The 25,256-nt window shown below is 50.7% G+C and carries 21 protein-coding genes, 1 tRNA gene and 1 pseudogene; 14 read left to right on the top strand and 9 right to left on the bottom strand.

Translation table 11 applies throughout. The features are described 5' to 3' along the window. Together L3556_RS13940 and L3556_RS13945 are read right to left on the bottom strand one after the other, a co-directional pair. Positions 1–2,220, bottom strand: a pseudogene (locus L3556_RS13940) (hypothetical protein); the annotation flags it as partial. A 4-nt stretch (positions 2,221–2,224) separates the two neighbouring features. Continuing rightward, on the bottom strand, positions 2,225–2,533 hold the full coding sequence (locus tag L3556_RS13945; RefSeq protein WP_277865249.1) for a hypothetical protein: 309 nt from the start codon (positions 2,531–2,533) through the stop codon (positions 2,225–2,227). Between the two features lie 193 nt (positions 2,534–2,726). Here L3556_RS13945 and L3556_RS16365 point away from each other — a divergent pair, with 193 nt between their 5' ends. Next, on the top strand, positions 2,727–3,284 hold the full coding sequence (locus L3556_RS16365) for a tyrosine-type recombinase/integrase (protein WP_422110739.1): 558 nt from the start codon (positions 2,727–2,729) through the stop codon (positions 3,282–3,284). On the opposite strand, the gene L3556_RS13950 is transcribed toward L3556_RS16365, so the two are convergent. Together L3556_RS13950 and L3556_RS13955 are read right to left on the bottom strand one after the other, a co-directional pair. After that, complete coding sequence (locus L3556_RS13950; RefSeq protein WP_277867948.1) at positions 3,279–3,692, bottom strand: DUF6788 family protein; 414 nt, start codon at positions 3,690–3,692, stop codon at positions 3,279–3,281. The genes L3556_RS16365 and L3556_RS13950 overlap by 6 nt on opposite strands. Next, positions 3,685–3,927 carry a helix-turn-helix transcriptional regulator gene (locus L3556_RS13955; RefSeq protein WP_338405754.1) on the bottom strand — a complete coding sequence of 81 codons (243 nt, stop codon included), beginning with the start codon at positions 3,925–3,927 and terminating at the stop codon, positions 3,685–3,687. The genes L3556_RS13950 and L3556_RS13955 overlap by 8 nt, the downstream gene beginning before the upstream one ends. 679 nt (positions 3,928–4,606) lie before the next feature. Here L3556_RS13955 and L3556_RS13960 point away from each other — a divergent pair. The 5 genes from L3556_RS13960 (at position 4,607) to L3556_RS13980 (ending at position 10,087) form a co-directional block, all read left to right on the top strand. Further along, complete coding sequence (locus tag L3556_RS13960; RefSeq protein ID WP_277867949.1) at positions 4,607–5,866, top strand: IS110 family transposase; 1,260 nt, start codon at positions 4,607–4,609, stop codon at positions 5,864–5,866. Positions 5,867–5,930: 64 nt separating this feature from the next. Further along, positions 5,931–6,926: a cysteine synthase A gene (locus tag L3556_RS13965; protein ID WP_277867950.1), complete on the top strand. Its 996-nt coding sequence runs from the start codon at positions 5,931–5,933 to the stop codon at positions 6,924–6,926. 245 nt (positions 6,927–7,171) lie between these two features. Beyond that, entirely contained in the window at positions 7,172–8,098 is a 927-nt protein-coding gene (locus L3556_RS13970; RefSeq protein WP_479682451.1) for a DMT family transporter, read from the top strand. Positions 8,099–8,129: 31 nt separating this feature from the next. After that, entirely contained in the window at positions 8,130–9,398 is a 1,269-nt protein-coding gene (locus L3556_RS13975) for an APC family permease (protein WP_277867951.1), read from the top strand. A gap of 110 nt (positions 9,399–9,508) precedes the next feature. Continuing rightward, positions 9,509–10,087: a Uma2 family endonuclease gene (locus L3556_RS13980; RefSeq protein ID WP_277867952.1), complete on the top strand. Its 579-nt coding sequence runs from the start codon at positions 9,509–9,511 to the stop codon at positions 10,085–10,087. Here the strand turns inward: L3556_RS13980 and L3556_RS13985 are convergent. Further along, the gene (locus L3556_RS13985) at positions 10,084–10,653 is read right to left on the bottom strand and encodes a VOC family protein (RefSeq protein ID WP_277867953.1); all 570 of its coding nucleotides are present in this window, start codon (positions 10,651–10,653) and stop codon (positions 10,084–10,086) included. The two genes, L3556_RS13980 and L3556_RS13985, sit on opposite strands and share 4 nt — an antisense overlap. Before the next feature lie 135 nt (positions 10,654–10,788). Between L3556_RS13985 and ruvC the strand changes: the two genes are divergently transcribed. Together ruvC and pyk are read left to right on the top strand one after the other, a co-directional pair. Continuing rightward, positions 10,789–11,268: a crossover junction endodeoxyribonuclease RuvC gene (gene ruvC, locus L3556_RS13990; RefSeq protein WP_277868020.1), complete on the top strand. Its 480-nt coding sequence runs from the start codon at positions 10,789–10,791 to the stop codon at positions 11,266–11,268. Between the two features lie 116 nt (positions 11,269–11,384). Next, positions 11,385–13,166, top strand: coding sequence for a pyruvate kinase (pyk, locus tag L3556_RS13995; protein WP_277867954.1), 1,782 nt, complete (start codon positions 11,385–11,387; stop codon positions 13,164–13,166). 32 nt (positions 13,167–13,198) lie between these two features. On the opposite strand, the gene L3556_RS14000 is transcribed toward pyk, so the two are convergent. After that, positions 13,199–14,419, bottom strand: coding sequence for a superantigen-like protein SSL4 (locus tag L3556_RS14000; RefSeq protein WP_277867955.1), 1,221 nt, complete (start codon positions 14,417–14,419; stop codon positions 13,199–13,201). 178 nt (positions 14,420–14,597) lie between these two features. Between L3556_RS14000 and L3556_RS14005 the strand changes: the two genes are divergently transcribed. From L3556_RS14005 to L3556_RS14015, 3 genes are all read left to right on the top strand, one after another. Beyond that, positions 14,598–15,191, top strand: coding sequence for a DUF721 domain-containing protein (locus tag L3556_RS14005; RefSeq protein WP_277867956.1), 594 nt, complete (start codon positions 14,598–14,600; stop codon positions 15,189–15,191). Positions 15,192–15,283: 92 nt separating this feature from the next. Further along, positions 15,284–17,860: a DNA gyrase subunit A gene (gyrA, locus tag L3556_RS14010; RefSeq protein WP_277867957.1), complete on the top strand. Its 2,577-nt coding sequence runs from the start codon at positions 15,284–15,286 to the stop codon at positions 17,858–17,860. Next, complete coding sequence (locus L3556_RS14015; protein ID WP_277867958.1) at positions 17,857–18,957, top strand: RuBisCO accumulation factor 1; 1,101 nt, start codon at positions 17,857–17,859, stop codon at positions 18,955–18,957. The genes gyrA and L3556_RS14015 overlap by 4 nt, the downstream gene beginning before the upstream one ends. 96 nt (positions 18,958–19,053) lie before the next feature. Here L3556_RS14015 and L3556_RS14020 read toward each other — a convergent pair whose 3' ends face one another. Further along, on the bottom strand, positions 19,054–20,340 hold the full coding sequence (locus L3556_RS14020) for a glycosyltransferase (protein WP_277867959.1): 1,287 nt from the start codon (positions 20,338–20,340) through the stop codon (positions 19,054–19,056). 225 nt (positions 20,341–20,565) lie between these two features. On the opposite strand from L3556_RS14020, the gene L3556_RS14025 reads away from it, so the two are divergent. Beyond that, positions 20,566–21,519: a UDP-glucuronic acid decarboxylase family protein gene (locus L3556_RS14025; protein WP_277867960.1), complete on the top strand. Its 954-nt coding sequence runs from the start codon at positions 20,566–20,568 to the stop codon at positions 21,517–21,519. Between the two features lie 38 nt (positions 21,520–21,557). Beyond that, complete coding sequence (locus tag L3556_RS14030; RefSeq protein WP_277867961.1) at positions 21,558–22,937, top strand: UDP-glucose dehydrogenase family protein; 1,380 nt, start codon at positions 21,558–21,560, stop codon at positions 22,935–22,937. A 32-nt stretch (positions 22,938–22,969) separates the two neighbouring features. Here L3556_RS14030 and L3556_RS14035 read toward each other — a convergent pair whose 3' ends face one another. After that, positions 22,970–23,794: an undecaprenyl-diphosphate phosphatase gene (locus L3556_RS14035; protein ID WP_277867962.1), complete on the bottom strand. Its 825-nt coding sequence runs from the start codon at positions 23,792–23,794 to the stop codon at positions 22,970–22,972. A gap of 96 nt (positions 23,795–23,890) precedes the next feature. On the opposite strand from L3556_RS14035, the gene L3556_RS14040 reads away from it, so the two are divergent. Then, a tRNA-Gly gene (locus L3556_RS14040) sits at positions 23,891–23,961 on the top strand. Positions 23,962–24,039: 78 nt separating this feature from the next. On the opposite strand, the gene L3556_RS14045 is transcribed toward L3556_RS14040, so the two are convergent. Beyond that, positions 24,040–25,032: a 5'-nucleotidase gene (locus L3556_RS14045; protein ID WP_277867963.1), complete on the bottom strand. Its 993-nt coding sequence runs from the start codon at positions 25,030–25,032 to the stop codon at positions 24,040–24,042. Positions 25,033–25,256: the final 224 nt, after the last annotated feature.

The raw sequence follows: 25,256 nt of genomic DNA on the forward strand, positions 1-25,256 counted from the left end.
TAACTGAGCAACGCTGATCACGTTGCCCTCCTCGTCTTTTGGTTGCCAGCCAGGAATCTGTAAAGCATTGTCTAGCAGAAATAGGATTGAGATTCCCAAATTTCTAGATAGCATCGCCCCATTATGTAGGGTAGTGATCAAGGTTAGATAATTGGTCACGCGATCAAAGTGAAGCCTTTGGCTAATGGTGTTTAGGAATTGTTGGGCCTTCTTTAACCCCGTCATGATCGCCTTACCCGTTGAGTTAGTGGTTAGGGTGACATCTACGGCATTCTTGGCCACTGCTACCGCCGGATCGCCTGTAACCTCATCAAATGTTTCTATTGACCGGGGGAATGTGTGCAACCCTTGACGAAATGCCACCGCCCCAATGATTCCGGTAATGAGGCCGGCAATTCCCAATACTTGAATATTTCCGGGGTTCTCACCATCTGGGGCCATCTGATCTATGGATTGCCTAACCTGTTGTTCAGGGGCGATCACCGCTTGGTGATTCTCATTAAAAATCGTGCCGCCGCCTAACAATTCGTAGGTTTTCCGGGAATAGTCGCCCGGATCAACTAATGCCCATTGGGCCGTTTGGTTAAAATCTTGAATCGTAGCGGCCGGTACTGTCCCCGGCAAGACTTGAAACTGGTGGCTTTGCAGTTGCCGACTACCACTTGACCCCGTAACGTAGGCTAACTGAACTTGTTCTAACTGGGGCCCATTGGCCGCCCCTTGTTCATCCTCCTTATTCAAGGCCTCCAGAATTTTGTTTAGGAGGGTCATAATTAACCCGTATGGCCCTAACTCAAACCGACACGCGCTTGCTGAGTTTGTTGGATTTTCCGGGCCGGGGGTGAATTGATAATTTGGGTTGGGGCTAGGGTTGGGGTTATCTTGGCCTTGCGGGTTGGGGTCAGTGGTGGATGTAACCTGTTCTCCAGGGATGGGAGATGTGATCGGTAGGGGTTGGGGTTGGGGGGATGGTTGCCTAGATGTTCCCGCGTTTTCTGTAGCGGCCGGGATGGGGTTGGGGTTAGACGGTGTTACCGTTTCTGTTGGCGGATCACCTAATGGCTGATCCGGATTAAATGGATTGGGGCTGGCCGGGCTATGGGGTGAATGGGGCGTGTTGGGGTTGTATTCCGGTGGATTGTTGGGGTACGCCGGATCATGGGGCCTTTCTGGGTTAGGGGAGGATGGCCAGGCCGGCGGGCTTGCATCGCCTGGAATTGGTACGGGCCGATTATTGGGGCCGGCCGGCGGTACGGGATTATTAGGGTTGGCGGCGGGGGCTTCTGGTTGGGGTCTGGGTAGGGGACTGGCCGGGGATGCTCCAGGTACGGCCGGCGGCCGGGTTTGGGGACTGGCCGGGGTAGCTCCAGGAGATGGCCTAGGGGTTGGGGGGAAGCGATCTTTAAGTGGTAGTTCAGGCTGACCTACGGGCGAAAATGAAACATCACCGCCTTGAATATCGTTCAGAACACCGGCTTGGGTGACTCCAGAAACAAACCAAGTAGAGCCGGCCCCGTTTCTCATATACCAGCCAGTGCGGCCTACAACTTTTTCAAACCGCAGTGAAATAGGCCCTACCGCGTTCCCCCATGTGCCACCGTTTGTTAACGGAGTCCAATTCCAAGATGTACCGCTTTGCCTATATAGTGTCTTGCTGAATTTGACCGTATAGGTAATGGCCTCACTGGCCTCAGTGGGATAATAGGGGCCATTTTCGCCAGGGGGATATTTGATCGGTGGATTTAGGCCAACTAATGGCATCCCCAAAGCGGTGCGAGTGACTACATCCCGAAAATTAGCTAAGGGTGAGCCATCGTTAGCGTCCCTTAGTTTTTTGTTATAGAAGTCTTCAAGCTCTCGCTGTCTAGCTTGACGTTGACGGGATATATCCTCTAGCTTGCCAACCTCATCAATCAAGGCGGGAACGGCAAGGGCCGGCCCTAGCAATTTTCCTAGGCCACCTAAGCCGCTAGGCGGCTTGGGTAGTTTGGGCAGTTTGGGAATTTTAGGGAGTGGAATTTTAGGGGATGTTGGGGCCGGAGTTTGGGGGGTAAGGGGGCCGGGATGGGGGGCCGGTGGTTGGCCCGGGCCATTACCTAAGTCAACCAGGGGCCGGTTAGCGGACTCTTGGATCTGTTTCTGTTTTAGGGCCTCGGCCGCCGCGATCGCGGCCTCATGGTATTGGGGGGGGATTCTGGCCAGAGTTGAAGGGGATAGCATTACCCTAATTGGATGTATAGCTGGTTGGTAATGCCGTCGCTGACAATTCGCCTACCCCATTACTCCAAATTTTGCCTTGACCCCGCCAACCAGCAACCAAGGGGAGATATAGGACGATCGCTAATCGCTCTGGGTTGGTTGATTGGTTCTCAAAAAAGACACTCTGGACATTGGCACTGCGGGCCGCTTGTCCTGGAGCTACCACGATCGTTGCCGATGGGTTGACCTCAGCTAGGGCCGATGCTGCCCATGCTGCCAATTCTTCAAGAGTGTTTACATTACTAGGAATATTTGCGGTGCTAAAAGCTGTCATTTTTGACAATCCTTAAGGGTTGGATACTGTCAGATTAGACCGCCGTTAAAGCCATGACAATTAACGTATTTTAGATAGAATACGATGGGATAGAAAAACCTAGAACCTTTACAGGAACTAGGTTTAGCGTGTGCAACTAAAAGGAGATTATCTTAGGCATTCGTATTATAAATCAATGAATTACTAATTACTAATGAAAATTCTACGATCTGGACAAGCTGAACCGTTAAACCCTGAAACTTTTTTAAGGCTTTATCAGGAATTGAAACCGCCCCATAATTTTATTTTAGGGGTGACTTGGTACTGTGCTGAACGGGTTGGGGCCGTTTGCCAACTACGGCGGGCCAATGTTTACGATCGCAAGGGGAAACCCCTAGATGCTGTGGTAATTCCCGGGGCCAGTAGAAAGGATCGGTGTACCAGGGAAGTATCAGTTACCCCTAAACTGCGAAAATTATTAATCCAGATTCCTAAATCTGATTCAGAGTGGCTCTTTCCAAGCCAGTTAAACCCTAAGAAACATATTCATCCTGATTGCTATAAGGCCGCGCTCTCTAGGGCCTGCAAACGATTGGGCCTTGTGGGTTACTCTAGCCATTCTGCTAGACGTGGGGCCATCACTCATTTAGCGCGTTCTGGAATATCTGTTAGGGTCATTCAACAAATATCGGGCCATAAATCCTTGGCCAGTGTCCAGCGGTATATTGACTTTGATTCGATAGAAGTTAGGGGAGGCCTAGAGCTTCTATAGGGTCTTGCCTATATATTTGCTCCTGGTCTTGCCATCCTGTTTCCAGAATCCATACCAGTATGGGCCATGGGGGCATCGTTTACAGCCTGATTTTCCGCAGTATACCCCTTTTAGTTGGTAGGTCATGGTGGGGCCTGCCATTGGGTTCTTATCTAACCCGTTTTCCGTGGTTGGGGATGAATCGGTTAGATAAGATGCCTTAGAGCTTTCTAAGGCATCCGCTTTACGTTTAGGTTTTGCGGCTTCCAGGGGTTGAGGAGTATTTAGGGAATCGGCGATCGGTGCCATGGAATTATTTAGGTCTTGCCGATCGCTGGACTGATTGCGATCGCCGCCGGCCTGGTTGCGATCGCTTTGAAGGTAAAAATCAAAGGTTAATTGCCGTGGATCATCCCAATGATCATCCATTTATCTGATGGATCCGCTTGATATTCTCCAGGGCTTCTACCAATTCAGCTAGAGAGCAGTTTAGAAGATGGCAAAGCTTCTGCATTTCAGAAGGATTAAGAGTAGGCATAGACCTTCCATTCTCCCATTCAGAGATAGTCTGACGGGTGACTCCTAGAAGTTCCCCTAGCTGTTCTTGGCTAAGGCTTACTTTTTGTCTGAGCATCTTAAAAGTTACCAGATCATCTTTTGCCATTGTAAGGTTGACCCGACATTATTGTGTGTGTATGATTGCTATGTCGGCTTAACCCGACATATTGCAAAAAACAAACAAAGCGATCGCCGGTTGGCAATCGCTCAGGGAGTTTTCATCTTTTTTTCACCCTAACGCGATCGCGGCCAATAACCGGCGATCGCTAATTCCCCCATGCCTAACTTTATATTTCTGCCTAGGATTCAAACAACGTTCAACCTTGAACACTTAGTAAGGATTGAGTGGATAGATTCTGAGATTCAGATTGTACGTTTAGACTTTGTGGACGGCGATCCCCTGTTTATCGAAATGGCAGAGGCCCTAGAGCTTGAGAAATGGATCGAGGAATACTTTCCAGTGTTTTCGGTCAGGGCCGTAAATCCTCCACAAGATAAACCAGATAATCTTTAATCCGCCTGATGAGGCCCCATGAAGCCAGGGGCCGAAATCGCTCCAAGACCAGGAGCGATCGCGGATCGGCTTCCAACCCCGATCAGCGCGTTTTTCCCTTAGATTCCAGTGCCTACAGACTGTCGTAAGCTTCGGCTTTAATTTTGACCTAGGCACGGTCTAGGGGGAAACGCTAAACCTACTCGGGCCTATAGGGTGCCGTGAGTTCTGTCGCGGGTGTGACGCAGGCTAAGTAGGTTATCAAAATTTAGTCACACAAAGGGAAAAATAAATGAAAGTTCTAGGGATTGACATCTGCTCAAGCTCCATAGTTTGCTGCGTCTTGAATGAACTTCCTGAAGATGTGCAAACGTATTATTTAGAGAATGAGCCGATCATTTTGGAATCTGGCTGGGATGCAATTAAAGCGATCGCTGAAATTGATCCAGATGTTGCGGTGTATGAGCCTACGGGAGAATGTTACTCAAGGCAATGGGTTGAACGCCTGGGAGAATTAGGAATTGAGACTAAAGGGGTAGATCACAAGCGATTAAGGAGCTACAGGATCGGGCTAGGATTGCCTGACAAGGATGACTTTGCAGACGCGATAGCCATGGCTTGTTATGCCCTTGATCCTCTGAAAAGTAAGGCGAGATTCGCCTTTCTAAAGCACCGCAGTCCTGAAATTAGGGAAATTAGGGCATTAGTCCTACGATTACAACATCTAGATCGGATAAAGAACCCGATAGGTAATCGCCTGAAGCAAGACTTAGCGATCGCGATGCCTGAACACCAAAATAAAACCATTGATGATGCACCGCTATTTTGGGGCTGGCTGGCCGGTCTAAGAAAATCGGCCCGCTATGACCGCGACCTCGATAACACCGTGGGTCTAGGGCTTCTACCAGAAACCAGGATAGAGGCCGGGCTTTTGACTCAGATTCTCAAGGAAGAACAACGGATCACCGCTAAATTAGGCCCATTGGTCAATCAACCCCAATTTTCAGCATATAACAGGGTATTTTCTCGGTATGGCTTCGGACTAAAGATCGGTGCTTTGCTGTTGTCTCAGATATATCCCATCCAGGACTTTCTAGGGCCGGATGGCAAGCCAGAGATTATCCGCAGGAAGGGCAAAAACAGTGGAAAGCAAACAACGCGCTACCTATCAGAGAGACGTTTTCTGAAATGTTTGGGGCTTGCTCCAGTGCGAGAATACAGCGGCAAAAGCAAGAAATCTAAGAAGGGTGGATCGGAGCTATGCCGCAAAGCCTTGTGGCAATGGTGTCATACCCGCGTTGAGCCTAGGACGCGATGGGGCAAAGAGAAAAATATGATCATCAGACAATGGCAAATTTTGTATGGACAGGCTTTAGAGAATTTCAGCACCAAGGCTGAATTAATTGCTGCTCAAGAAACAGAAAAGAAGCTAAGGCCGGGTGGGATTAAGGTAAAAATGGCCCGGGCCTGGTTAAGAAGACGGGTAGGGTTAGCTCTATTCCATGATCTAGTAGATTCTGTGAGCCAGGAATCAACGAAGGGGATGGAATAAAAAAAAAGCCATAAAATCTCTAGGGTGTCAAAATAAAGAACAGGTCATCATCACCCCCTAGAGAATGGATATTAAAAACGGATTTGTTGCCACCATTGGTCAGACTCCCCTGATTCGTCTCAACAGTTTTAGTGAGGCAACGGGCTGTGAAATTTTAGGGAAGGCGGAGTTTCTCAACCCTGGCGGTTCCGTCAAGGATCGGGCAGCTCTGTACATCATTGAAGATGCCGAGCGGCGGGGGCAGTTAAAGCCTGGGGGCACTGTAGTGGAAGGCACTGCTGGCAATACTGGCATTGGCCTTGCCCATATTTGCAACGCGAAGGGGTACAAATGCCTGATTATTATTCCCAATACCCAATCCCAGGAGAAAATTGAGACCCTGCGAACCTTAGGGGCGGAAGTCCGTACTGTCCCCGCCGTTCCCTACAAAGACCCCAATAACTACGTCAAACTCTCGGGACGAGTCGCAGCGGAAATGGACAATGCTATCTGGGCCAACCAATTTGATAATCTCGCCAACCGTCAAGCCCATTACGAAACCACAGGGCCAGAACTATGGCAGCAAACTGAGGGTAAGATTGATGGCTGGGTTGCAGCAACGGGGACGGGGGGAACCTATGCCGGGGTTGCACTGTATCTAAAAGAGAAAAATCCCAATATTCAGACGGTCGTGGCGGATCCTATGGGTAGTGCCCTCTATAGCTATGCCAAAACTGGAGAATTAACCTCCAGCGGCAATTCCATCACCGAAGGGATTGGCAATAGTCGCGTTACCGCTAATCTTGAGGGTGCCCCCATGGATGATGGGATTCAAATCCATGATCAGGACTGTTTAGAGGTGATCTATCAGTTGCTCCACCGGGATGGTTTATTCATGGGAGGGTCGGTGGGCATTAATGTGGGTGCAGCAGTTGCACTAGCGAAAAAGTTGGGCCCGGGCCACACCATTGTGACCGTATTATGCGATAGTGGCTCCCGCTATCAATCTCGGTTATTTAATCGGGAGTGGTTAGAGACAAAGGGATTGAGAATGCCGACCCTATCAGATACAGCAGGCTAGTTCATTGATTCTCGTGTTTGCATGACAGTGAAATAGATTTTGCAAAAATAACAATTTCAGCTGCCATAAACCTATCTTTCATAACTTGCAATAAAAAAAGTAAATAAAATGTTACATTTAGACATAAACGCTTAAATATAAATTTAGTGTCGCATGTCGTGATTAACTCTCCCCTGCTTCGATTTAACTCCCCAGCGATCGCCAAGCTGCTATTAATCGCCCCATTTTTCTTTTGGGGAACAGCGATGGTGGCCATGAAGCAGGTGATGCCCCATACTACTCCCTTTTTTGTAGCAGGGGTACGACTCCTCCCCGCCGGGCTTATCGTCCTTGCCTTTGCGATCGCCCTAGGGAAGCCCCAACCCCAAGGATGGCGCGCCTGGGCCTGGATTAGTCTATTTGCCCTAGTGGATGGTCTCCTCTTCCAGGGATGTTTAGCTCTGGGTTTAGAACGAACGGGAGCCGGTCTTGGTTCAGTAATGATTGATTCCCAACCCTTGGCGGTTGCCCTACTCTCTCGCTGGCTGTATCGAGAGCGGGTGGGAGGCTGGGGCTGGTTGGGCCTGTTCTTGGGCATCGTCGGCATTAGTTGCATTGGTCTGCCCCAGGACAGTTGGGCCGATTTATTCCAAGGGAACCTGACGGGCTTCACCTGGGAGAGTCTGAGTCAGCGGGGCGAACCCTGGATGCTGATGGCAGCCCTAGCCATGGCGGTGGGAACCATTGTCATGCAGCCCCTATCTCACTATAGTGATCCGGTTATGGCGACGGGTTGGCACATGGTTTTGGGGGGAATCCCCTTGCTGTTCATGGCGATTTGGACACCAGATGCTCCCTGGATCGGGTTAACTACGCTAGATTGGTTGAACTTAGGCTACGCCACCCTTTTTGGGAGTGCCCTGGCCTATGGTTTATTTTTCTATTTTGCCTCCAAGGGAAATCTCACTAGCCTCAGTTCCCTGACATTTTTGACCCCTATTTTTGCCCTCAGCTTTGGCAATCTGATTCTGGAGGAAACCCTGAGCCGCTTACAGCTTTTGGGCGTGGGTCTGACCTTGATCAGTATCTACTTGATTAATCAACGCCAGGTGATGGGCCAATGGGTTCAGTCATTACCTCTCTCTGGTAGGGTGAGGAAAGAAGCCTCGGTGACAGTGAAGGTCTCCGATTAACCCCTCCCCCCCATTGTTTGATGTTCGTTTGATGTTAAAACGGGAACTAGGATTGACCGGGGCGGTTCTTACTGGCCTTGGTTCCATTATTGGTACCGGTGTTTTTGTCAGCATTGGCATTGCCACCGGCGTGGCCGGGCCAGGGGTATTGATTGCCCTAGTGTTGGCAGCAATCATTGCCACCTGTAATGGACTCAGTAGTGCCCAACTGGCCGCCAGTCATCCCGTCAGTGGGGGAACCTATGAATATGGCTACCGTTATCTCAATTCCTATCTAGGCTTTACCGCCGGTTGGACTTTTCTCTTAGCAAAGAGTGCCTCCGCCGCCACTGCCGCCCTGGGATTTGTCGGGTATCTCCTCAATCTATTCTCAGTAGACTCATTTCTGGGCCAAAACCTTTTAGGGGTGGGGGTGGTCATTGGTCTGACATTCGTCGTTTTGCAGGGAATTCGCCGCTCCAATTGGCTGAATACATTTATTCTCTGTTTGAGTCTGCTAGGTTTAGGGACGTTTATTCTCAGTGGGATACTCTACGGCCAAGCCAATGGCTGGATCGGCTTTACCTGGGGGTGGGATCGCTTGAATCTGCCGGATTTGCTGCAAGCAACGGCCCTGATGTTTGTTGCCTATAGTGGTTACGCCCGCATTACGGTGTTGGGGGAAGAAGTTAAGCAGCCAGAGCAAACGATTCCCAAGGCAATTTTAATCACCCTAGCCATAACCTTGATTCTTTATGTTGCCGTGGCTGGGGTTGGCATTGGCACTGTGGGAGCTACTGCCCTAGGGCAAGCGGCATTGGATCAAGCGGCTCCTTTGCAGGTGATTGCCGCCAGTTTTCCGATTCCGGGTACGGGTCTATTGGTGGCCCTAGGGGCGATCGCCGCCATGATTGGCATTTTATTAAATCTAATTTTGGGCCTGTCTCGGGTCATCTTGTCCATGGCCCGTCGGGGAGATGTACCCAAATATTTAGCTCGACTCAACCCTCGGCAAACGACCCCCGTTCCTGCGGTACTCACCGTTGCTGTCATTATTGCCCTCCTGACCCTGATCGGCAATGTCAAGACGACCTGGTCATTTAGTGCCTTTAGTGTTTTGATTTACTATGCCATTACCAACTTAGCCGCATTGAAACTCCCCCCGGAGCAATGTTTTTGCCCCCGCTGGTTAGCCTATCTAGGATTATATGGTTGCCTAGGTCTAGCCTTTTGGGTGGAACCCCTAGTGTGGTTGACCGGCCTGAGTTTCATTGCCCTGGGTTGTCTCTGGCATCGGTGGCGGTTGGGCCAAAGAGCCTAGGGAGAGCAAACTTTTTACCGGCGATTCGCACTTAAATAAATGAACCGATGAATGCTTGAAACCCTCTGTTAGGATGGGGGGATTAGAGCTAGAACGATCCTATCGACACCATGGTAGTTGCCGCAAATTCAACCCCAATTCTGACCTTGGCAGAGTACCTCAACTACGACAATGGTACAGAGGCGCGCCATGAATTGGAGAATGGGAAATTAGTCCAGATGCCGCCAGAGAGTGAACTGAATGTTCGGATTACCTCTTTTCTCTTTGCGTTTTTCCTGAATCAAGGCATTCCCAGCTATCGCGTCAGGATGGGGACTGAAATTGTCGTCACTGGTGCGCGAGCCACAACCCGCTTCCCGGATCTAATGGTGTTATCAGAGGAACTGGCCACCGCATTAGTCGGAGCCACCCGATCCACTGTGATGCCAGATATGCCACCCCCAGCCTTAGTGGTTGAAATTGTCAGCCCTGGCCAGGAAAAGCGAGACTATCGGTACAAGCGATCGGAATACGCAGCCCGGGGAATTGGCGAATATTGGATTGTGGATGGTAGTCAGGAAAAGGTCACAATTCTGACATGGGTAGATGGCCTCTATGAGGAGCAGGTATATACAGGCGATAGGGCGATCGCCTCGTCCTTGCTGGGGGTATTAGATCTGACGGCGCGAAAAATCTTCCAGGGAACCTAACTGGGATTAATTTCCGCCATTTCAATGACCTGACCTTGGTAATCCTTGACTAAAAAGTTTAGGGGTTTATCCCGGCGAATTTTATAGCGGAGATGGCGACGCTGAATCCGTAGGAGTAATTGCTCTAGGCATTCCCGATCAAAACAAACATGGCGATCGCGGTTTTTCTCTCCCTGGCTGGCACCACTAATAATGTGTAACTGGGTACTTTTTTTGAGTTGGTACCACAATCCATCGGAGGGACTGGGACGCTTGGGGGCACCATAGCTGAGGGCCGAGGGAATATAGAGGGGATCCATTGAGGCCACCCCCAGGGTTTGCTCATAGTTGTAATAGTAGTGCAGGGGCACATCCGCTAGGGGCAATTGCAAGTCATTTTCGTAGAATTGCCGTGCCTGCTCCAAATCCGACACCATGACCGTAAAAACCTTTGGCGCACCGGATAAAAAAAGCCACATGGCCCCACCATAGGCAACCAAGAGCATAATCATAATGCCTTGGGTTGAAAATAAGCCATCCCAGGGGAGGTCAAGCCAAGCAAAAAGTCCGTGGGCCGATGGGATCATAGCAATTACAATTCAAATACTTAAAGAATGGACTGGAGAGAATGAACTGAGAGTATATTGTATTCGTTAACTAAAGCATAGCAATTTTGATATTTACAGTTTGATATTTGCAGTTTACCAGTCTTACCAGTCTTGATCGAGAAACGGATTTTAGGCATTGATCCTGGCCTAGCCACCTTGGGTTACGGCTGTCTCACCCTAGTCGCTGATACCCAGCAGATTCCAACCTTGCTGGACTTTGGTGTGATTACCACCCCAGCCCACACCCCCATGGGCGATCGCCTTGGTATGATCTATGACGACTTGCATACCCTCTTGCCTCGACTAGAGCCGGATCTGGTGGCCTTAGAAAAGTTATTTTTCTATAAGATGAGCCATACCATTTCCGTTGCCCAGGCCCGGGGAATCGTCTTACTGGTCTTGAGTCAACTGTCGATTCCCCTTGTGGAATTTACCCCAGCCCAAATTAAGCAGGCCCTCACTGGCTATGGGAATGCGGGCAAGGAGGAGGTTCAACAGGCGGTACAGCGAGAACTGGCCCTAGATTACCTGCCTAAACCCGATGACGCGGCCGATGCCCTGGCGATCGCCCTAACGGCCGGACGATTCAACTGAGGGTAATATGAGGATTGTTGGATTTTTCCCAACTTACCCTCCGTCGCTCCTATTCCCAACCCCCGTGTCCTCAGTTCATTCCCCCCTAATTTTCGTTATCCTCTCCCTTTAACCCCATGCCCTATCAAACCCTACAACGACGGACAAAGATTGTAGCTACCGTTGGCCCTGCGGTCAGTAGTCCAGAAATGCTGCGGGCGATTATTCAAGCAGGAGCGACAACCCTCCGCCTCAATTTTTCCCACGGCACCCACGAGGATCACCAACGCAGTATCCGCCTAATTCGGCAAATTGCCTACGAACTGAGTCAACCGGTGGCGATTCTCCAGGATCTCCAGGGGCCGAAAATTCGCCTCGGTCGCTTTGAGAATGGATCCATTGCCTTAAAACGGGGAGACCCCTTTACCCTGACCAGCCGAATTTTAATGGGAAATAGCACCATTAGCTCCATCACCTATCCCCCCCTAGCCCAAGAAGTACCGGCAGGTGCGACGATTTTACTGGATGATGGCAAAGTCGAAATGATTGTAGAGCGGGTGGATAAGGAAGAAGGCGAACTGCATTGTCGGGTGGTGGTGGGCGGCCCCCTCTCCAATTCCAAGGGAGTAAATTTCCCTGGTGTGTACCTCTCCATTAAGGCCCTCACGGAAAAAGATCGGGCGGACTTAATGTTTGGTCTGAGTCAGGGGGTGGATTGGGTGGCCCTGAGTTTTGTCCGCAATCCCCAGGATCTCCTAGAGATCAAAGAACTCATTGCCGAGGCGGGAAAACAGATCCCGGTGATTGCCAAGATTGAAAAACACGAGGCGATCGAGCAAATGGATGCGGTTCTCTCCATGTGTGATGGGGTAATGGTAGCCCGGGGAGATCTGGGGGTAGAACTGCCCGCTGAAGATGTACCGATTTTACAAAAACGCTTGATTGCCGCCGCCAACCGCTTGGGCATTCCGGTGATTACGGCCACGCAAATGCTCGATAGTATGGTCAAAAGTCCCCGGCCCACTCGGGCTGAAATTTCCGATGTGGCCAATGCCATTCTGGATGGAACCGATGCAGTAATGCTCTCCAATGAAACCGCTATGGGAGAATATCCGGTGGAAGCCGTAGCCACCATGGCCAAGATTGCCATTCGTATGGATACCCAACCCCAACTGCGTAAAAATTTGGCAGAGGTCATTCCTGGGCGATCCATTCCCAATGCCATTAGTCAATCCGTGGGCCAGGTGGCGATCCAACTCCATGCCAAGGCAATTATTACCCAAACGAAAACTGGGGCAACAGCCCGGAACGTCTCTAAATTTCGTCCCCCCATTCCCATTTTGGCGGCAACCCCTCACATTGAAGTGGCGCGGCGATTACAGGTGGTATGGGGGGTAGAACCCCTGTTGACCCTGAACCATCCATCCATGCGTCAATCCTTTCAGGCGGCGATTCATACGGCCCAGGATCGGGGGTTCCTCAGTGAGGGGGATCTCGTGGTCATGACCGCCGGAACCTTGCAGGGGGTCTCCGGTTCCACGGATATGCTCAAAGTGGAATTAGTAACATCCATTATGGGCCGGGGCTGTGGGGTTGGCCATGGCTCCGTCAGTGGGCCAGCCCGGGTGGTACAGGAAGGCAATACCATTCGCACCTTTAATTCGGGAGAAATTTTAGTGGTTCCCCGTACCAGTGCGGAATTTGTTGGGGCCATTCGCAAGGCGGCGGGCATCATTACCGAGGAAGATAGCTTAACTAGTCACGCGGCCGTCCTGGGACTGCGGCTTGGCATCCCGGTCATTGTCGGCGTTAAAAATGCCACGGATTTGATTCGAGAGGGAACCATTTTAACCATGGATGTGGAGCGGGGGTTGGTCTATTCCGGTGCCGCTGCATCTTCCCATAATGGCATTGCCTAGATGGGGGTATTGCCTAGATTGGGGATTGTTCCCTATTCCATTTGAGCGACCCATGTTTTAGCCGAAGGCTCATCCTCAAAAACCGCCAACTGAATCTTTAGACCCTCGGCAAGCCGGATTAAAAAGGCTTCTGGTACTAGGGTTTGGGCGTGTTCTAAGTCCTCGGGATTATTGTAGGGGGCAACAATATAGTAGTGACCATTGGGCATTTGCAGGATGCTCATATCCAAGCTGGCGTTATTGTCACGAGTATTGCTTGTATTACTTGTCCTAGGACTAGCCGACTCATTCTCAGGCTTGGCTGGAACCGTTGGATCTGATGGGGAATTGGTGGCCGCTGGGGTAGGTTTCAATTGGGAGAGGGTTTTGGGGTTGACCTCTGTAAACTCGCGGGCAGTCAAATCGGGCCCCCCCGGAATGGCCTCACTAGAACGGGAAGCCGAACCGGAAATATTGGACTGGGATGGGGAGTTGGCCTGGGGTTGGGAAACCTCGCTGGATAAAGCGTCGGGTTGCTCTGGCAAGGAGCGATCGCCCCGGAGCAGCATATAGACCCCTAGGGCTGCAGCCAATCCCCCCAAAACACCCACCACCATGAGCCAGCGTTGGACATGGTTGATACCCCCAGGATGGCGATCGCCCCCTTGGACATTTTTCAGTAACTCCCGGGTGGAAGCCATGGGCCGTTTCACCGCTGTTGTGGGAAGAACCTCACCACTGGCATTAGTTCCAGAGTTGGCGGCATTGGTTCCATGGGCATGGGCAAAGGCCTGGGGCAGGAGTCCAGCGAGTTCGGCCGCATCAAAGCTGAAATCATCCACTTCAAACTCATGGGAATCATCCTCCTTGTTACTCGCGTCATGGTTACTCGTAGCATGGGGATAGGATTCTGGTGTGGAAACGGGCAGGGATGGGGGAATGGGAGACATTTCTGTGGCTGTCGGATCCATGGGGTTCTGAACCATGGGGTTTGGGGTGGTGGGTTCCGGAGCTGACACCACGGGAGTAATGGCAAAACTGGTCTGGGAGTGGACAGCGGCGGCATCCGTCATTGCTGCTAGTTCCGCAAATTCAGGAAAGTCGTCCTCCGGCTCCGCAGTCGATTGATGTTCATCTTCGCCACCAAAGGGAGGGGCCCCTGTCACCATCCGATGGCAGCGATATTGGGTCAGTTCTGCCTCTAGACTCAGATTCAGGCAGGCTAAGGCTGCTTTGAGACGATTTTGAACATCAGTGGCATTGGCGGTGGTCATAGTCTAGGCCCTTAGCGAGTGGTGCAGTAGGATAGATGAACAATGATTCAAGGCATTGCCATTGGCTGAGAATGTCAGACCCAGGACAATCCCCGGACTGGACTAATACCTTAAGCCTTCGCCCCAGGCACCCCATCTATGCAAACTTGTTGATGAGAATTTTGAGGTACAGGAATCCATGGGCTTAACGGGTATTAAAATCCTAGTTCAGCAGGCTCAGACCACGCCCTCTTGGCAAAATGTGCAGCAGTTTCTCCAGTTAGCCAAGCAATGGCCCCAGATCGTTGGCGGGGTGGTGGCCCAGCAGTCCCGGCCGATCGCCCTGACAGATCAGGGCATTTTGCGAGTTGCCGTATCCAGTGCGGTGTGGGCCCAGACCCTAACCTTTGAGCGGCCCAGGATTCTGCTAAAACTCCAAGACCAGTACCAACTCCCCATTCAGGATATTCATTTCTCTAGTCGGGATTGGCGCAGTCAGGGATTCAAGCCTAAGCCTAAGTCCAACTCCAACGCCGCCTCCAAATTATCCTCCGCTGCCGGTATCTCCCCCAATTCTGGCGATGCTATCCAGCCCCCTGCTCCCCAAACCGCCAAGGAGGCCTTTGAGCAGTGGCAGCAAACCCTGCAAAGGAGAGCGCAGAAATTGAATTGTTGTCCCCAGTGTCACTGTCCTACCCCCCAGGGAGAACTGGATCAATGGCAGCGGTGTAGTCTCTGCCATGCCCGACAAAAGCTGATTAATATTTCGCAAAATATTTTAGAAAACCCTTGATAATTCAGGGTTAGAGCCTTTTTGAAACGGTCGAAAAGCCCTTAAATGCTATACTGAAAAATATTATTTTCGGTGTTGTTGCGGAGTCCTGTATGACCTTTTCGCCAGAGGCGGTGCCAGAGCGAATTATTCCCACCGAATTGCGGGAGGAAATTTCCCGCTCGTACCTGGAATACGCCATGAGCGTGATTGTCGGGCGGGCCTTGCCAGATGCGCGGGATGGACTCAAACCCGTACACCGCCGTATTCTCTACGCCATGCACGAGTTGGGCTTGAGTGCCGATCGCCCCTTTCGCAAATGTGCGCGGGTGGTGGGGGAAGTGCTGGGTAAATATCACCCCCATGGCGACTCTGCTGTTTATGATGCCCTGGTGCGGATGGCCCAGGACTTTTCGATGCGCCATCCCCTCGTTAATGGTCATGGAAATTTTGGCTCCATTGACAATGACCCACCGGCGGCGATGCGGTATACCGAATGTCGCCTACAGGCCTTGGCCAGTGATGCCCTCCTTCAGGATATTGAGCAGGAAACCGTTGACTTTGGCGACAATTTTGATGGCTCCCAGCAAGAACCCCTTGTATTGCCGGCCCGGTTGCCCCAACTCCTTCTCAATGGTTCCTCTGGAATTGCCGTGGGCATGGCCACGAATATTCCCCCCCACAATTTAGGGGAACTGGTGGATGGGGTGATTGCCCTGATTCATCGGCCTGACCTGAGCGATCGCGACCTGATGCAGTATATTCCTGGCCCTGATTTTCCCACCGGGGGCCATATCCTGGGTCGGGGTGGAATCCGGGATGCCTACACCACAGGGCGTGGCTCCATTACCCTGCGGGCGATCGCCAGTATTGAAACCCTAGAAGCTCCGGGTCGCCCCCCCAGAGAAGCCATTATTATTACCGAACTTCCCTACCAGACCAATAAATCAGCCTTGATGGAAAAAATTGCTGAGTTGGTCAACGATAAAAAAATTGATGGCATTTCGGATCTGCGGGACGAGAGCGATCGGGATGGCATTCGGGTGGTGATTGAATTAAAACGGGATGCCTACCCCCGCGTTGTCCTCAATAATCTCTACAAACAAACCCCCCTCCAGATTAATTTTGGTGCCAATATGTTGGCGATCGTGAATGGGGAGCCGCAATTGCTCACCCTGAAGCGATTTTTAGAGGTCTTTTTAGAATTTCGAGAAGAGGCGATCGCCCGTCGGACTCGCTACAATCTCCGCAAAGCGGAAGAACGAGATCATTTATTACAGGGGTTGCTCATTGCCCTCGATCATTTAGACGCAGTGATTCATCTAATTCGCCAGGCCAGTGATACCACCTTAGCCCGCCAAGAACTTATGGCCACCTACAGCCTGAGTGAACTCCAGGCCGATGCCATTTTACAAATGCAACTGCGGCGACTGACTGCCCTGGAAGCGGAGAAAATTCAGCGGGAACATGAGGATCTGCAACGTCAAATTGCGGATCTCAATGATATTTTGGCCCATCGGCAACGGGTTCTAGAGATCATTGAAACGGAAGTTACCCAACTGAAAACCAAGTTTGCCACCCCGCGTCGTTCGGAAATCATTCAAGATGATGGCGACATTACCGATATGGATCTGATTGCCAATGAAAAATCGGTGATTTTGGTAACTCAGCAGGGCTACATCAAACGCATGGCCGTAGATACCTTTGAAAGCCAGAGTCGGGATGGTCGGGGCCGCAAGGGGGCGCAAATCAAAGAGGATGACCAGGTCGAGCATTTCTTTGGTTGTAACGATCACGATCGCATTTTGTTCTTCAGCGATCGCGGCGTTGCCTATGCCCTGCCGGCCTACCAAATTCCAACGGGATCTCGGAATGCTCGGGGGACACCCATTGTCCAACTCCTACCAATCCCCAGGGAAGAAAAAATTACCTCGGTGATTGCGGTACAGGAATTCAGTGAAGATGAATACCTTGTAATGCTCACCCGCAAGGGATTTATTAAAAAAACAGCCCTGTCTGCCTTTAGTAATATTCGCACCAATGGATTGATTGCCATTTCCCTAGAAGATGCCGATGAACTGCGTTGGGTGCGGCGCACTCGGGAGGAGGACAGCATCATTATTGGTTCTCGCAAGGGAATGGCCATTCATTTTCGGGCCAGTCACGATCAGTTGCGGCCCCTGAGTCGGGCCACCCGGGGAGTCAAGTCCATGAATTTACGGGCGGGGGATGAACTGGTGGGGATGGATATTCTACCGGCGGCGATCGTGAACACCTTTGCCCATTCCCCGGAGGCAGAGGAGATGGAGGATATCGATGAAACCCTGGAAACGGACACCAGTGATGGCCCCTGGGTGCTGGTGATTACCACCAATGGTTTTGGTAAACGGGTTCCGGTGCAGCAATTCCGGCTGCAAAATCGGGCGGGTATGGGCTTGACGGCCACCAAATTCAAGGCCAAGAGTGAAGAGGATCAACTGGCGGCCCTGCGGATTGTCAATGCCGAGGATGAATTGATGATCGTCACCAGCCGGGGGATTATTATTCGGCAATCCGTGGTTGCCATTTCATCCCAATCCCGCTCTGCCACTGGCGTGCGCCTGCAACGGCTCGATGAGGATGATGCCATTGTCACCGCCGCAATTTTACCCCCCGGCACCATGGAAGATGGGGAGGAGGACGACCATTGAGTATAGAGCCGGATGATCTCACCCCTGAGGGGGCGATTGATACCGTTGCCCTCCTCCAAGCCCTTCGCAGGAAAGAAGGCTCTTGGGTAGATTGGGGCCAGGCCTGTCAGCAACTCCAAAAAGCTGGTTTAAGCCCCCAGGGAATTTTTGAGGAAACGGGTTTTGAACCAATCCAACAAAACCAAATTACCATTGCTGCCCAGGTGTATGAAAGTCTGAGGGCGGCGGAAACGGATCCCGAGGTCTTGAGTCATTTTCAACAGCGGGGAAGTGATCTTCTCTACGAATTTCGCATCCTTGCCCAGGGCGATCGCCAGCAGGCTGCAACCCTGGCCTGGCAAAAGAAGCTAGATGTGGATGGGGCCCACGACATTGCCAAGGCGATTAAAAACTATTCCCGCTTAACCAGTCTCCCCTCCGGATTCACTCAGGAGATGGGAGATGTCATTGCCCATTATTATTGGCAACTGGCCCGTCAACAACGGGATTTAGCCCAACGCTCCCGTTTAATTGCCCAAGGATTTAGCTACGTAGTGTCGGAAACGGCCCGCCGAGAATTGGAAAAACTGCTCACTGATTTAAGTGTAGTCAAGGGCCAAGGTCAGCCGCGTTTGCCCCTCTATCGCCTTGACTCAGAGGAGGAATTACCCCGGATCATTCCCTTGATCTGCGATTTTCCTGTGCCCTTGGCAACCTTTCATGATGTACCCTCAATCTCGGCGATCGCCCCCTTTAATGCGATTCAATCTGCGGCCCCAATGACCTGGGTTCCCCTACCAGGTTGGCAAGTGATTTTGAAGGCGATGGATCCGCTGGGTTTTCTTTGTCCGGCGGAGAAGTTACCAGCGGATCTGCCCAATCAAGAGACTCACTTCGATGAATCCTTGGCGAGCAAGACGGTTTTAATTGTAATCGATCGCGGTCAAACTGCCTGGCAGGGCGATCGCTACTTTTTAGTCAATCAAGATGGGCTAGAACTGCAATGGTTTCCAGAACCACCAGATATTCCGTTACTTGGGCAATTGGTTTTAGTCCTCCGTCCGAAGAAAGTGTTGGATGAAACAGTGATTCTAGAGCCGTGGCTACTGGAGGAATAGAAATAGCCTTAACTTTATAAAATGATGCTAGGCAGTGATCTAAAAGCGGATTAACTCGGTTCTAAATTTTCTACACTAGCTTTGCTAACGTCACCGTTAGTCGGCAACCTCTTGCCACCGTCGTAAAATATCCTCCGCAAATGCTTCCTCCCATGTGGGGCACGTCTTCTGGGTGATTTCGTGGGCTAATTCTCCCATGGTGCGCCGGTAATGGGGATCCTTGAGCAGGGGGGCGATCGCCCGGGCCCAATCTTGCGGTTCGCGGCTAGAGACAGCAATCCCATCCTCGCCATTGGTTGCAATGAACTTTGCCCCAGTATCAAAACCCGAAATTACCACAGGTAATCCCGCCGCCCGCGCTTCCACCACAACGTTGGGGCCCGTTTCCGATTCGGAGGGAAAAACAAATAGATCACTACTTGCATAGATCATCCCTAGGCGATCCTGGGGAACATGGCCGATCAGGGTAACGGCATCTCCCAAACAATCTTCAACCTGACTCGATTGGGCTCCCTCACCCGCTACGAGGACGTGAAACCCATACCCCTGATCAAGTAAGCATCGGGCCGCTTGGGCCATGAGGAGGACATTTTTACTTTCATCGACCCGACCGACAAACAACAGTAGGGGAACCTGGGGGGGTAAACCATAGAGCTGGCGAAGGTGTTCGGGCTGGCGTTGATCGGGATGGAATCGATGGCGATCGATGCCCCGACGAAACCAACCTATACGTTCAGGGGGCATAAACGATGTCAGCCAATCATAATCCTGTCGCCGGGAAATTAAAATGCGATCGCTGGCTACCATAAAGCCCTTTAACTTTTGGGTGGCTTGATGCACAAATAGGCGATTGATTTGCAGCCAATCTAGCCAAAACCGTTGCCAAAATTTTCCCCAAGGGCTGTTGCCACTCATACGAATAATAATTTCTCGGGAATAGGTGCGGGTCAATAGGGGTAAATCGGTATGCAGGGAACTGACCAAGGGCCGCCTATGGCGACGGCAAAACTGACGCACGGTGTGGGCAAAACTAAAGGTATCGGTGAGATGGAAGACATGGTGTTGTTCTAGGTAGGAGCGTAAGCGGTGATGGTACGTGGCCACGTCCGTATTTCCCCCCCCCTGACGCAAAATTTCCAGGCGAGCCGTACTAAATTGGGGGGGCAGCAGACGATAGCGAACATTCTCGGCAATGGGAATTTCTGCCTCCTTTTCGCCAAGAAAGTAGAGGGTTAAATCCAGGCGATCGCCCAAATGGGTGGCAGCCTCAGCGTAGCGTTCCCAGCATTTCACATGGCCCCCCGCCTTGGGATGCCATTCCAAACAGATAAAAACTCCCACGGATAGGGGGCGTTGATCCTCAGGATTGGGAGCGATTACCAAGATGGCCCTCCTCTGGGCGTGGAATTAAGGGTCAAAATCTCTATTCACAGGAGCAATGAACGGCCCCACGGCATCGACGGACAGGGAGTTTTGTGGAAAAAGTTATAAAAAACTTAAAATCCCATGGGAATCCTGAGCCACAAAGGGGTAGGCTGGTTAAGGATATTTCCACCCCCCCCAAGGGGTAAACCTCTATTAACTTAATCGGGATCAGCGTTTGAAGCAATGCGTATCTTAGTGACTGGTGGAACCGGATTTATTGGCTCTCATTTGGTCGATCGCCTGATGGAGGCGGGCCATGAAGTCCTATGCTTGGACAATTACTACACGGGTAGCAAGAAAAACATTCTCCATTGGCTAGGTCATCCCAACTTTGAATTGATTCGCCATGATGTCACGGAGCCGATTCGGCTAGAAGTTGAGCAAATTTACCATTTAGCTTGCCCGGCATCCCCAGTGCATTATCAATTTAACCCGGTTAAAACCATTAAGACCAATGTGATGGGTACGCTGAATATGCTGGGCTTGGCAAAACGCACCAAAGCTCGGTTTTTTTTAGCGTCAACCTCCGAAGTTTACGGCGATCCCTTGGTTCATCCCCAAACGGAAGACTACTGGGGGAATGTGAATCCCATTGGAATTCGTTCCTGCTATGACGAAGGAAAGCGGGTGGCAGAAACCCTCACCTTTGACTACCACCGCCAAAATAACGTCAATGTTTGTGTCGCCCGCATCTTTAATACCTATGGGCCCCGGATGCAGGTGAATGATGGCCGGGTTGTGAGTAATTTTATTGTTCAGGCCCTCCAAGGCATTCCCCTCACGGTGTATGGAGATGGCTCCCAGACCCGCAGTTTTTGTTATGTCGCCGATTTAGTAGAGGGCTTTATCCAGCTGATGAATAGTGAGCACCAAGGCCCGATCAACCTGGGTAATCCAGATGAATACACGGTGCTAGAACTCGCAGAGAAAATTCAAGCCCTAATCAATCCTACGGCGGAGGTTCAGTACAAACCTTTACCCTCCGATGACCCACAGCGGCGGCGACCGGATATTACCCGTGCGCGTAATCTGCTGGAATGGCAGCCAAAAATTCCCCTCATGGATGGTTTGCAGCGAACTATTCCTGATTTCGCAGAGCGGCTAGGTGTGACCTACAACAAGGTGGTTCAAGTTTAAGTCAGTTAAAGTCAAGTCAAGGGCATGGGAGAAGACGTATGCGCGTTTGTGTCATTGGGACGGGATATGTGGGGCTAGTGACGGGGGCCTGCTTGGCTCACATTGGCCATGATGTCATCTGCATTGATAACAATATTGAAAAGGTGAAACTGCTCCAAAGTGGCCAGTCGCCCATCTATGAACCCGGATTGACGGATATTCTGCGCCAGGTCATTGATAGCGGCAATATTAAATTTACCAGCGACCTGGCCCAGGGCATTAACCATGGGGATATTTTATTTATTGCGGTGGGAACCCCAGCCCTAGCCACCGGAGAAACGGATACCCGCTATGTGGAGGCCGTTGCTAAAGGAATTGGTGCCCACTTAAATGAGGGCTATAAGGTCATTGTCAATAAATCCACGGTTCCCATTGGTTCGGGAGACTGGGTGCGGATGTTGGTCTTGGATGGGGTGGCCGAGCGGGATAATACCCTAGTTGAAGCCATTAAAAGTAATGCGACCTATCCTCCCTTAAATTTTGATGTGGTGAGTAATCCTGAGTTTCTGCGGGAAGGTTCAGCGGTTTATGACACGTTTAACCCCGATCGCATTGTTTTAGGGGGGAGTAGTGATAAGGCGATCGCCCTGATGAAAGAGCTTTACGCCCCTATCATTAATCGCACCGTGGCAGCAGATCAAACCCTACCCCCGGTGCCGGTATTGGTGACGGATCTAAGCTCGGCGGAGATGATCAAGTATGCAGCCAATGCTTTTTTGGCGACTAAAATTAGTTTTATTAATGAAGTTGCCAATATTTGCGATCGCGTCGGTGCCGATGTGGTGCAGGTTGCCAAGGGCATTGGTTTAGATTCCCGGATTGGCAATAAATTTTTGCAGGCGGGGCTAGGTTGGGGGGGATCCTGTTTTCCCAAGGATGTTTCCGCCCTCATTCACACCGCCAATGACTATGGTTACGAGGCAGAACTCCTCAACTCCGCCGTTCACGTCAACCATAAGCAACGCTACATTGTGATTGAAAAATTGCAGCGGGTTCTCAAAATTCTCAAGGGGAAAACCGTGGGACTCTTGGGATTGACCTTTAAGCCCAATACCGATGATCTGCGCGATGCCCCAGCCCTAAATCTGATTGAAGAATTGAATCGCCTTGGGGCAAAGGTGAAGGCCTACGATCCCTTAGTGTCCCAGTCAGGACTACGCTCCGGCCTGTCCAATGTGATTGTGGAAACCGATGTTTTCCAACTAGCGGATGGCTGTGATGCCTTAGTTTTAGTGACGGATTGGCAACAGTTTTTAGATCTGGACTATGGAAAAATTGCCACGTTAATGGAGCAGCCGATTATGATTGATGGCCGTAACTTCTTAGATCGCAAGGCGTTAGAAGAATTGGGATTCAATTATGTGGGGGTGGGCCACTAGGGCGCGTCAATTTCTGGAGATGGACACAACATCTAGGGATTCATAGCTCCCAGGGCGATCGCCAGCCAGAGAACGGTTCCTAGGCCAAAGCGATACCAGACAAAGACCCAGGTCGATCGCTGTTGTAGATACCGCAGCAGCCAGGCAATGGCCAAATAGGAAAAAACACAGGTGGAGGCGATCGCCAGGAGTAAGGGAAAAATCAAATCCCCTTGATCAATCACATCCTTCGCCTGCACTAACGTGGCGATCGTCAGGGTGGGAATTCCTAAAAGGAATGAAAAACGGGCTGCCGTTTGCCGTTGCAGTCCCAAAAATAGCGCTGTTGTCAGAGTTGACCCCGAACGAGAAGAACCAGGCAACAGGGCGATCGTTTGTCCTAATCCCACCAAAATGCCATCCTGAATCGTGAGTTGGTCAAAATTACGCTTTCGTGAGCCAATCTTTTCCGCAAGGGCCAACAGAGCTGCCATCACCAGAGACATAGTGGCAATTAGTCCGGCACTATCAAGTTCCACCCCAGATTCCTTCAGGGCATACCCCACCGCCAATGCAGGAATCGTTCCCACAAAAATGCCCACAAAAATCTTCCACTCTTCCCGTTGCCAATCCCTGGAACGCCATGCCTGCCACGCCCCCACCGAAATATGACGAATATCCGACCAAAAATAACTAAAGACAGCAATGACACTACCAAACTGAATGGCATCTAGGGCCGTTTTATCCCAAACATCTTTCCAGCCAAAAATGTCCGTAAAAATAATGAGGTGGGCAGTGCTGCTGATGGGAAGAAATTCCGTAATTCCCTGCACCAAGCCTAAAACAATCGCTTGAAACCACTCAAATGGAGTCCCCATATCTGCTTCCTTGACACACATCTCCCCATATTCCCATGGTTGGGGGGTGATATTGAGGTAAAGAGTGGGCTATGATAAAAAATGCGCTTTATTGTTGCGGGCATAGTTTAATGGTAAAACCCTAGCCTTCCAAGCTAATGTTGTCGGTTCGATTCCGTCTGCCCGCTTCCACTTTTTCGAGACAAGGTCATGTCTTGACCTGACAGGTAAACTCTGTGGATGTCGCACAGGCCAAATAGAGTCAGTTAACGTAAAGCTTCAGGGTGTAAAGCCGGCCAGTCGCCGGTACCTTCCTCTGGAGCAAGTTGCTCAATGGTTGTGTTGGCAATGCCAAAGGGAATGTGAACCATGGGTATATCACCTGCCTCCGATTCAAGATGACTTCTTTGGTCATCAAAGAACATATGCGGTTTGAACCGAGTAAGAATTCGATCCTTTTTCATTCCGCCCAAGAAGAACGTTGCGTTTGCGCTTACCCCCCAGTGTTCTAGGGTTGTTATCACTCTTTCGTGTGTGGGCGCACTTCGGGCCGTAATAATTGCTGTCCGAATAATTCGTTTGTAATCTCTGTCCTTCTCTTCCTCATCGTCTTCAAGCTTTTGCATCAATGAAAGCTTCTGAAAAAGGCTTGCAAGAGGCCCGGGATTGTGAGGAATGTGGGCATTGGCAACTTCATAAGTGTTAAACCCAGGTAAGTCGCCTCCTTTATAAACAGCTTCAGACTCATCATCAGCAATAACGCCATCGAAGTCGAAGGCTATCCGAAGTTCTTCTTCTGATTCGTCATCATTAACCTTGCTGGGGAGAACAATGCCAGCAGGGTAGTTGCTGCTTATGGCCTTCTTTACATCCTCCTCGTTGGCTGATAAAAATAGGGACGCATTGAATGCTGGAATGTATTCATATGGAGACTCTCCCTCCATAAAAGCTGCGCGTGTAATGTCTAGGGCATAGTGTGTGATTGAATGAAAAACTCTCCTCCCTGTGACGGCTGAATTTCTAGATAAAAGAACCACTTCTACAGGGGACTGCTTCGGGAAGCGTTTATTAATGTTTAAGAAACGTCGAACAAAGGGGAAGGCAACTCCTTTGTCAAGGATTTTATTTAAGTTGGCTTCCTGAAATTCCTTATACGCCTTCGGCCCCTTCTCAATGAAAACGGCATGGGATTCAGAAAGATCAAAAAGCGCACTTGAAGAGACAGCGACAACAAGTTTTTTTTCAATAGGATATGGCATCTGTCACCTTGGAGTACCTCGATGAATTCGCAAATGCAGTCTCAATACAGCAAATTCTCTACTAAGTTGATACACTTTATTTTACTCAACCCCTATCACCACTGGAAAAATTATTTTACTCACTGCTGCTACCGTGCCAGTCAGTCATGAAAACCGCTGTATGAAGCCATGCTAGAGAAGATATAGCTATCGTTACCTAGGTTAGGACGGGGTGCAGGGGTGGA

Origin of the sequence: Candidatus Synechococcus calcipolaris G9, assembly GCF_029582805.1 — a bacterium.
GTDB classification, from domain to species: Bacteria; Cyanobacteriota; Cyanobacteriia; order Thermosynechococcales; family Thermosynechococcaceae; genus Synechococcus_F; species Synechococcus_F calcipolaris.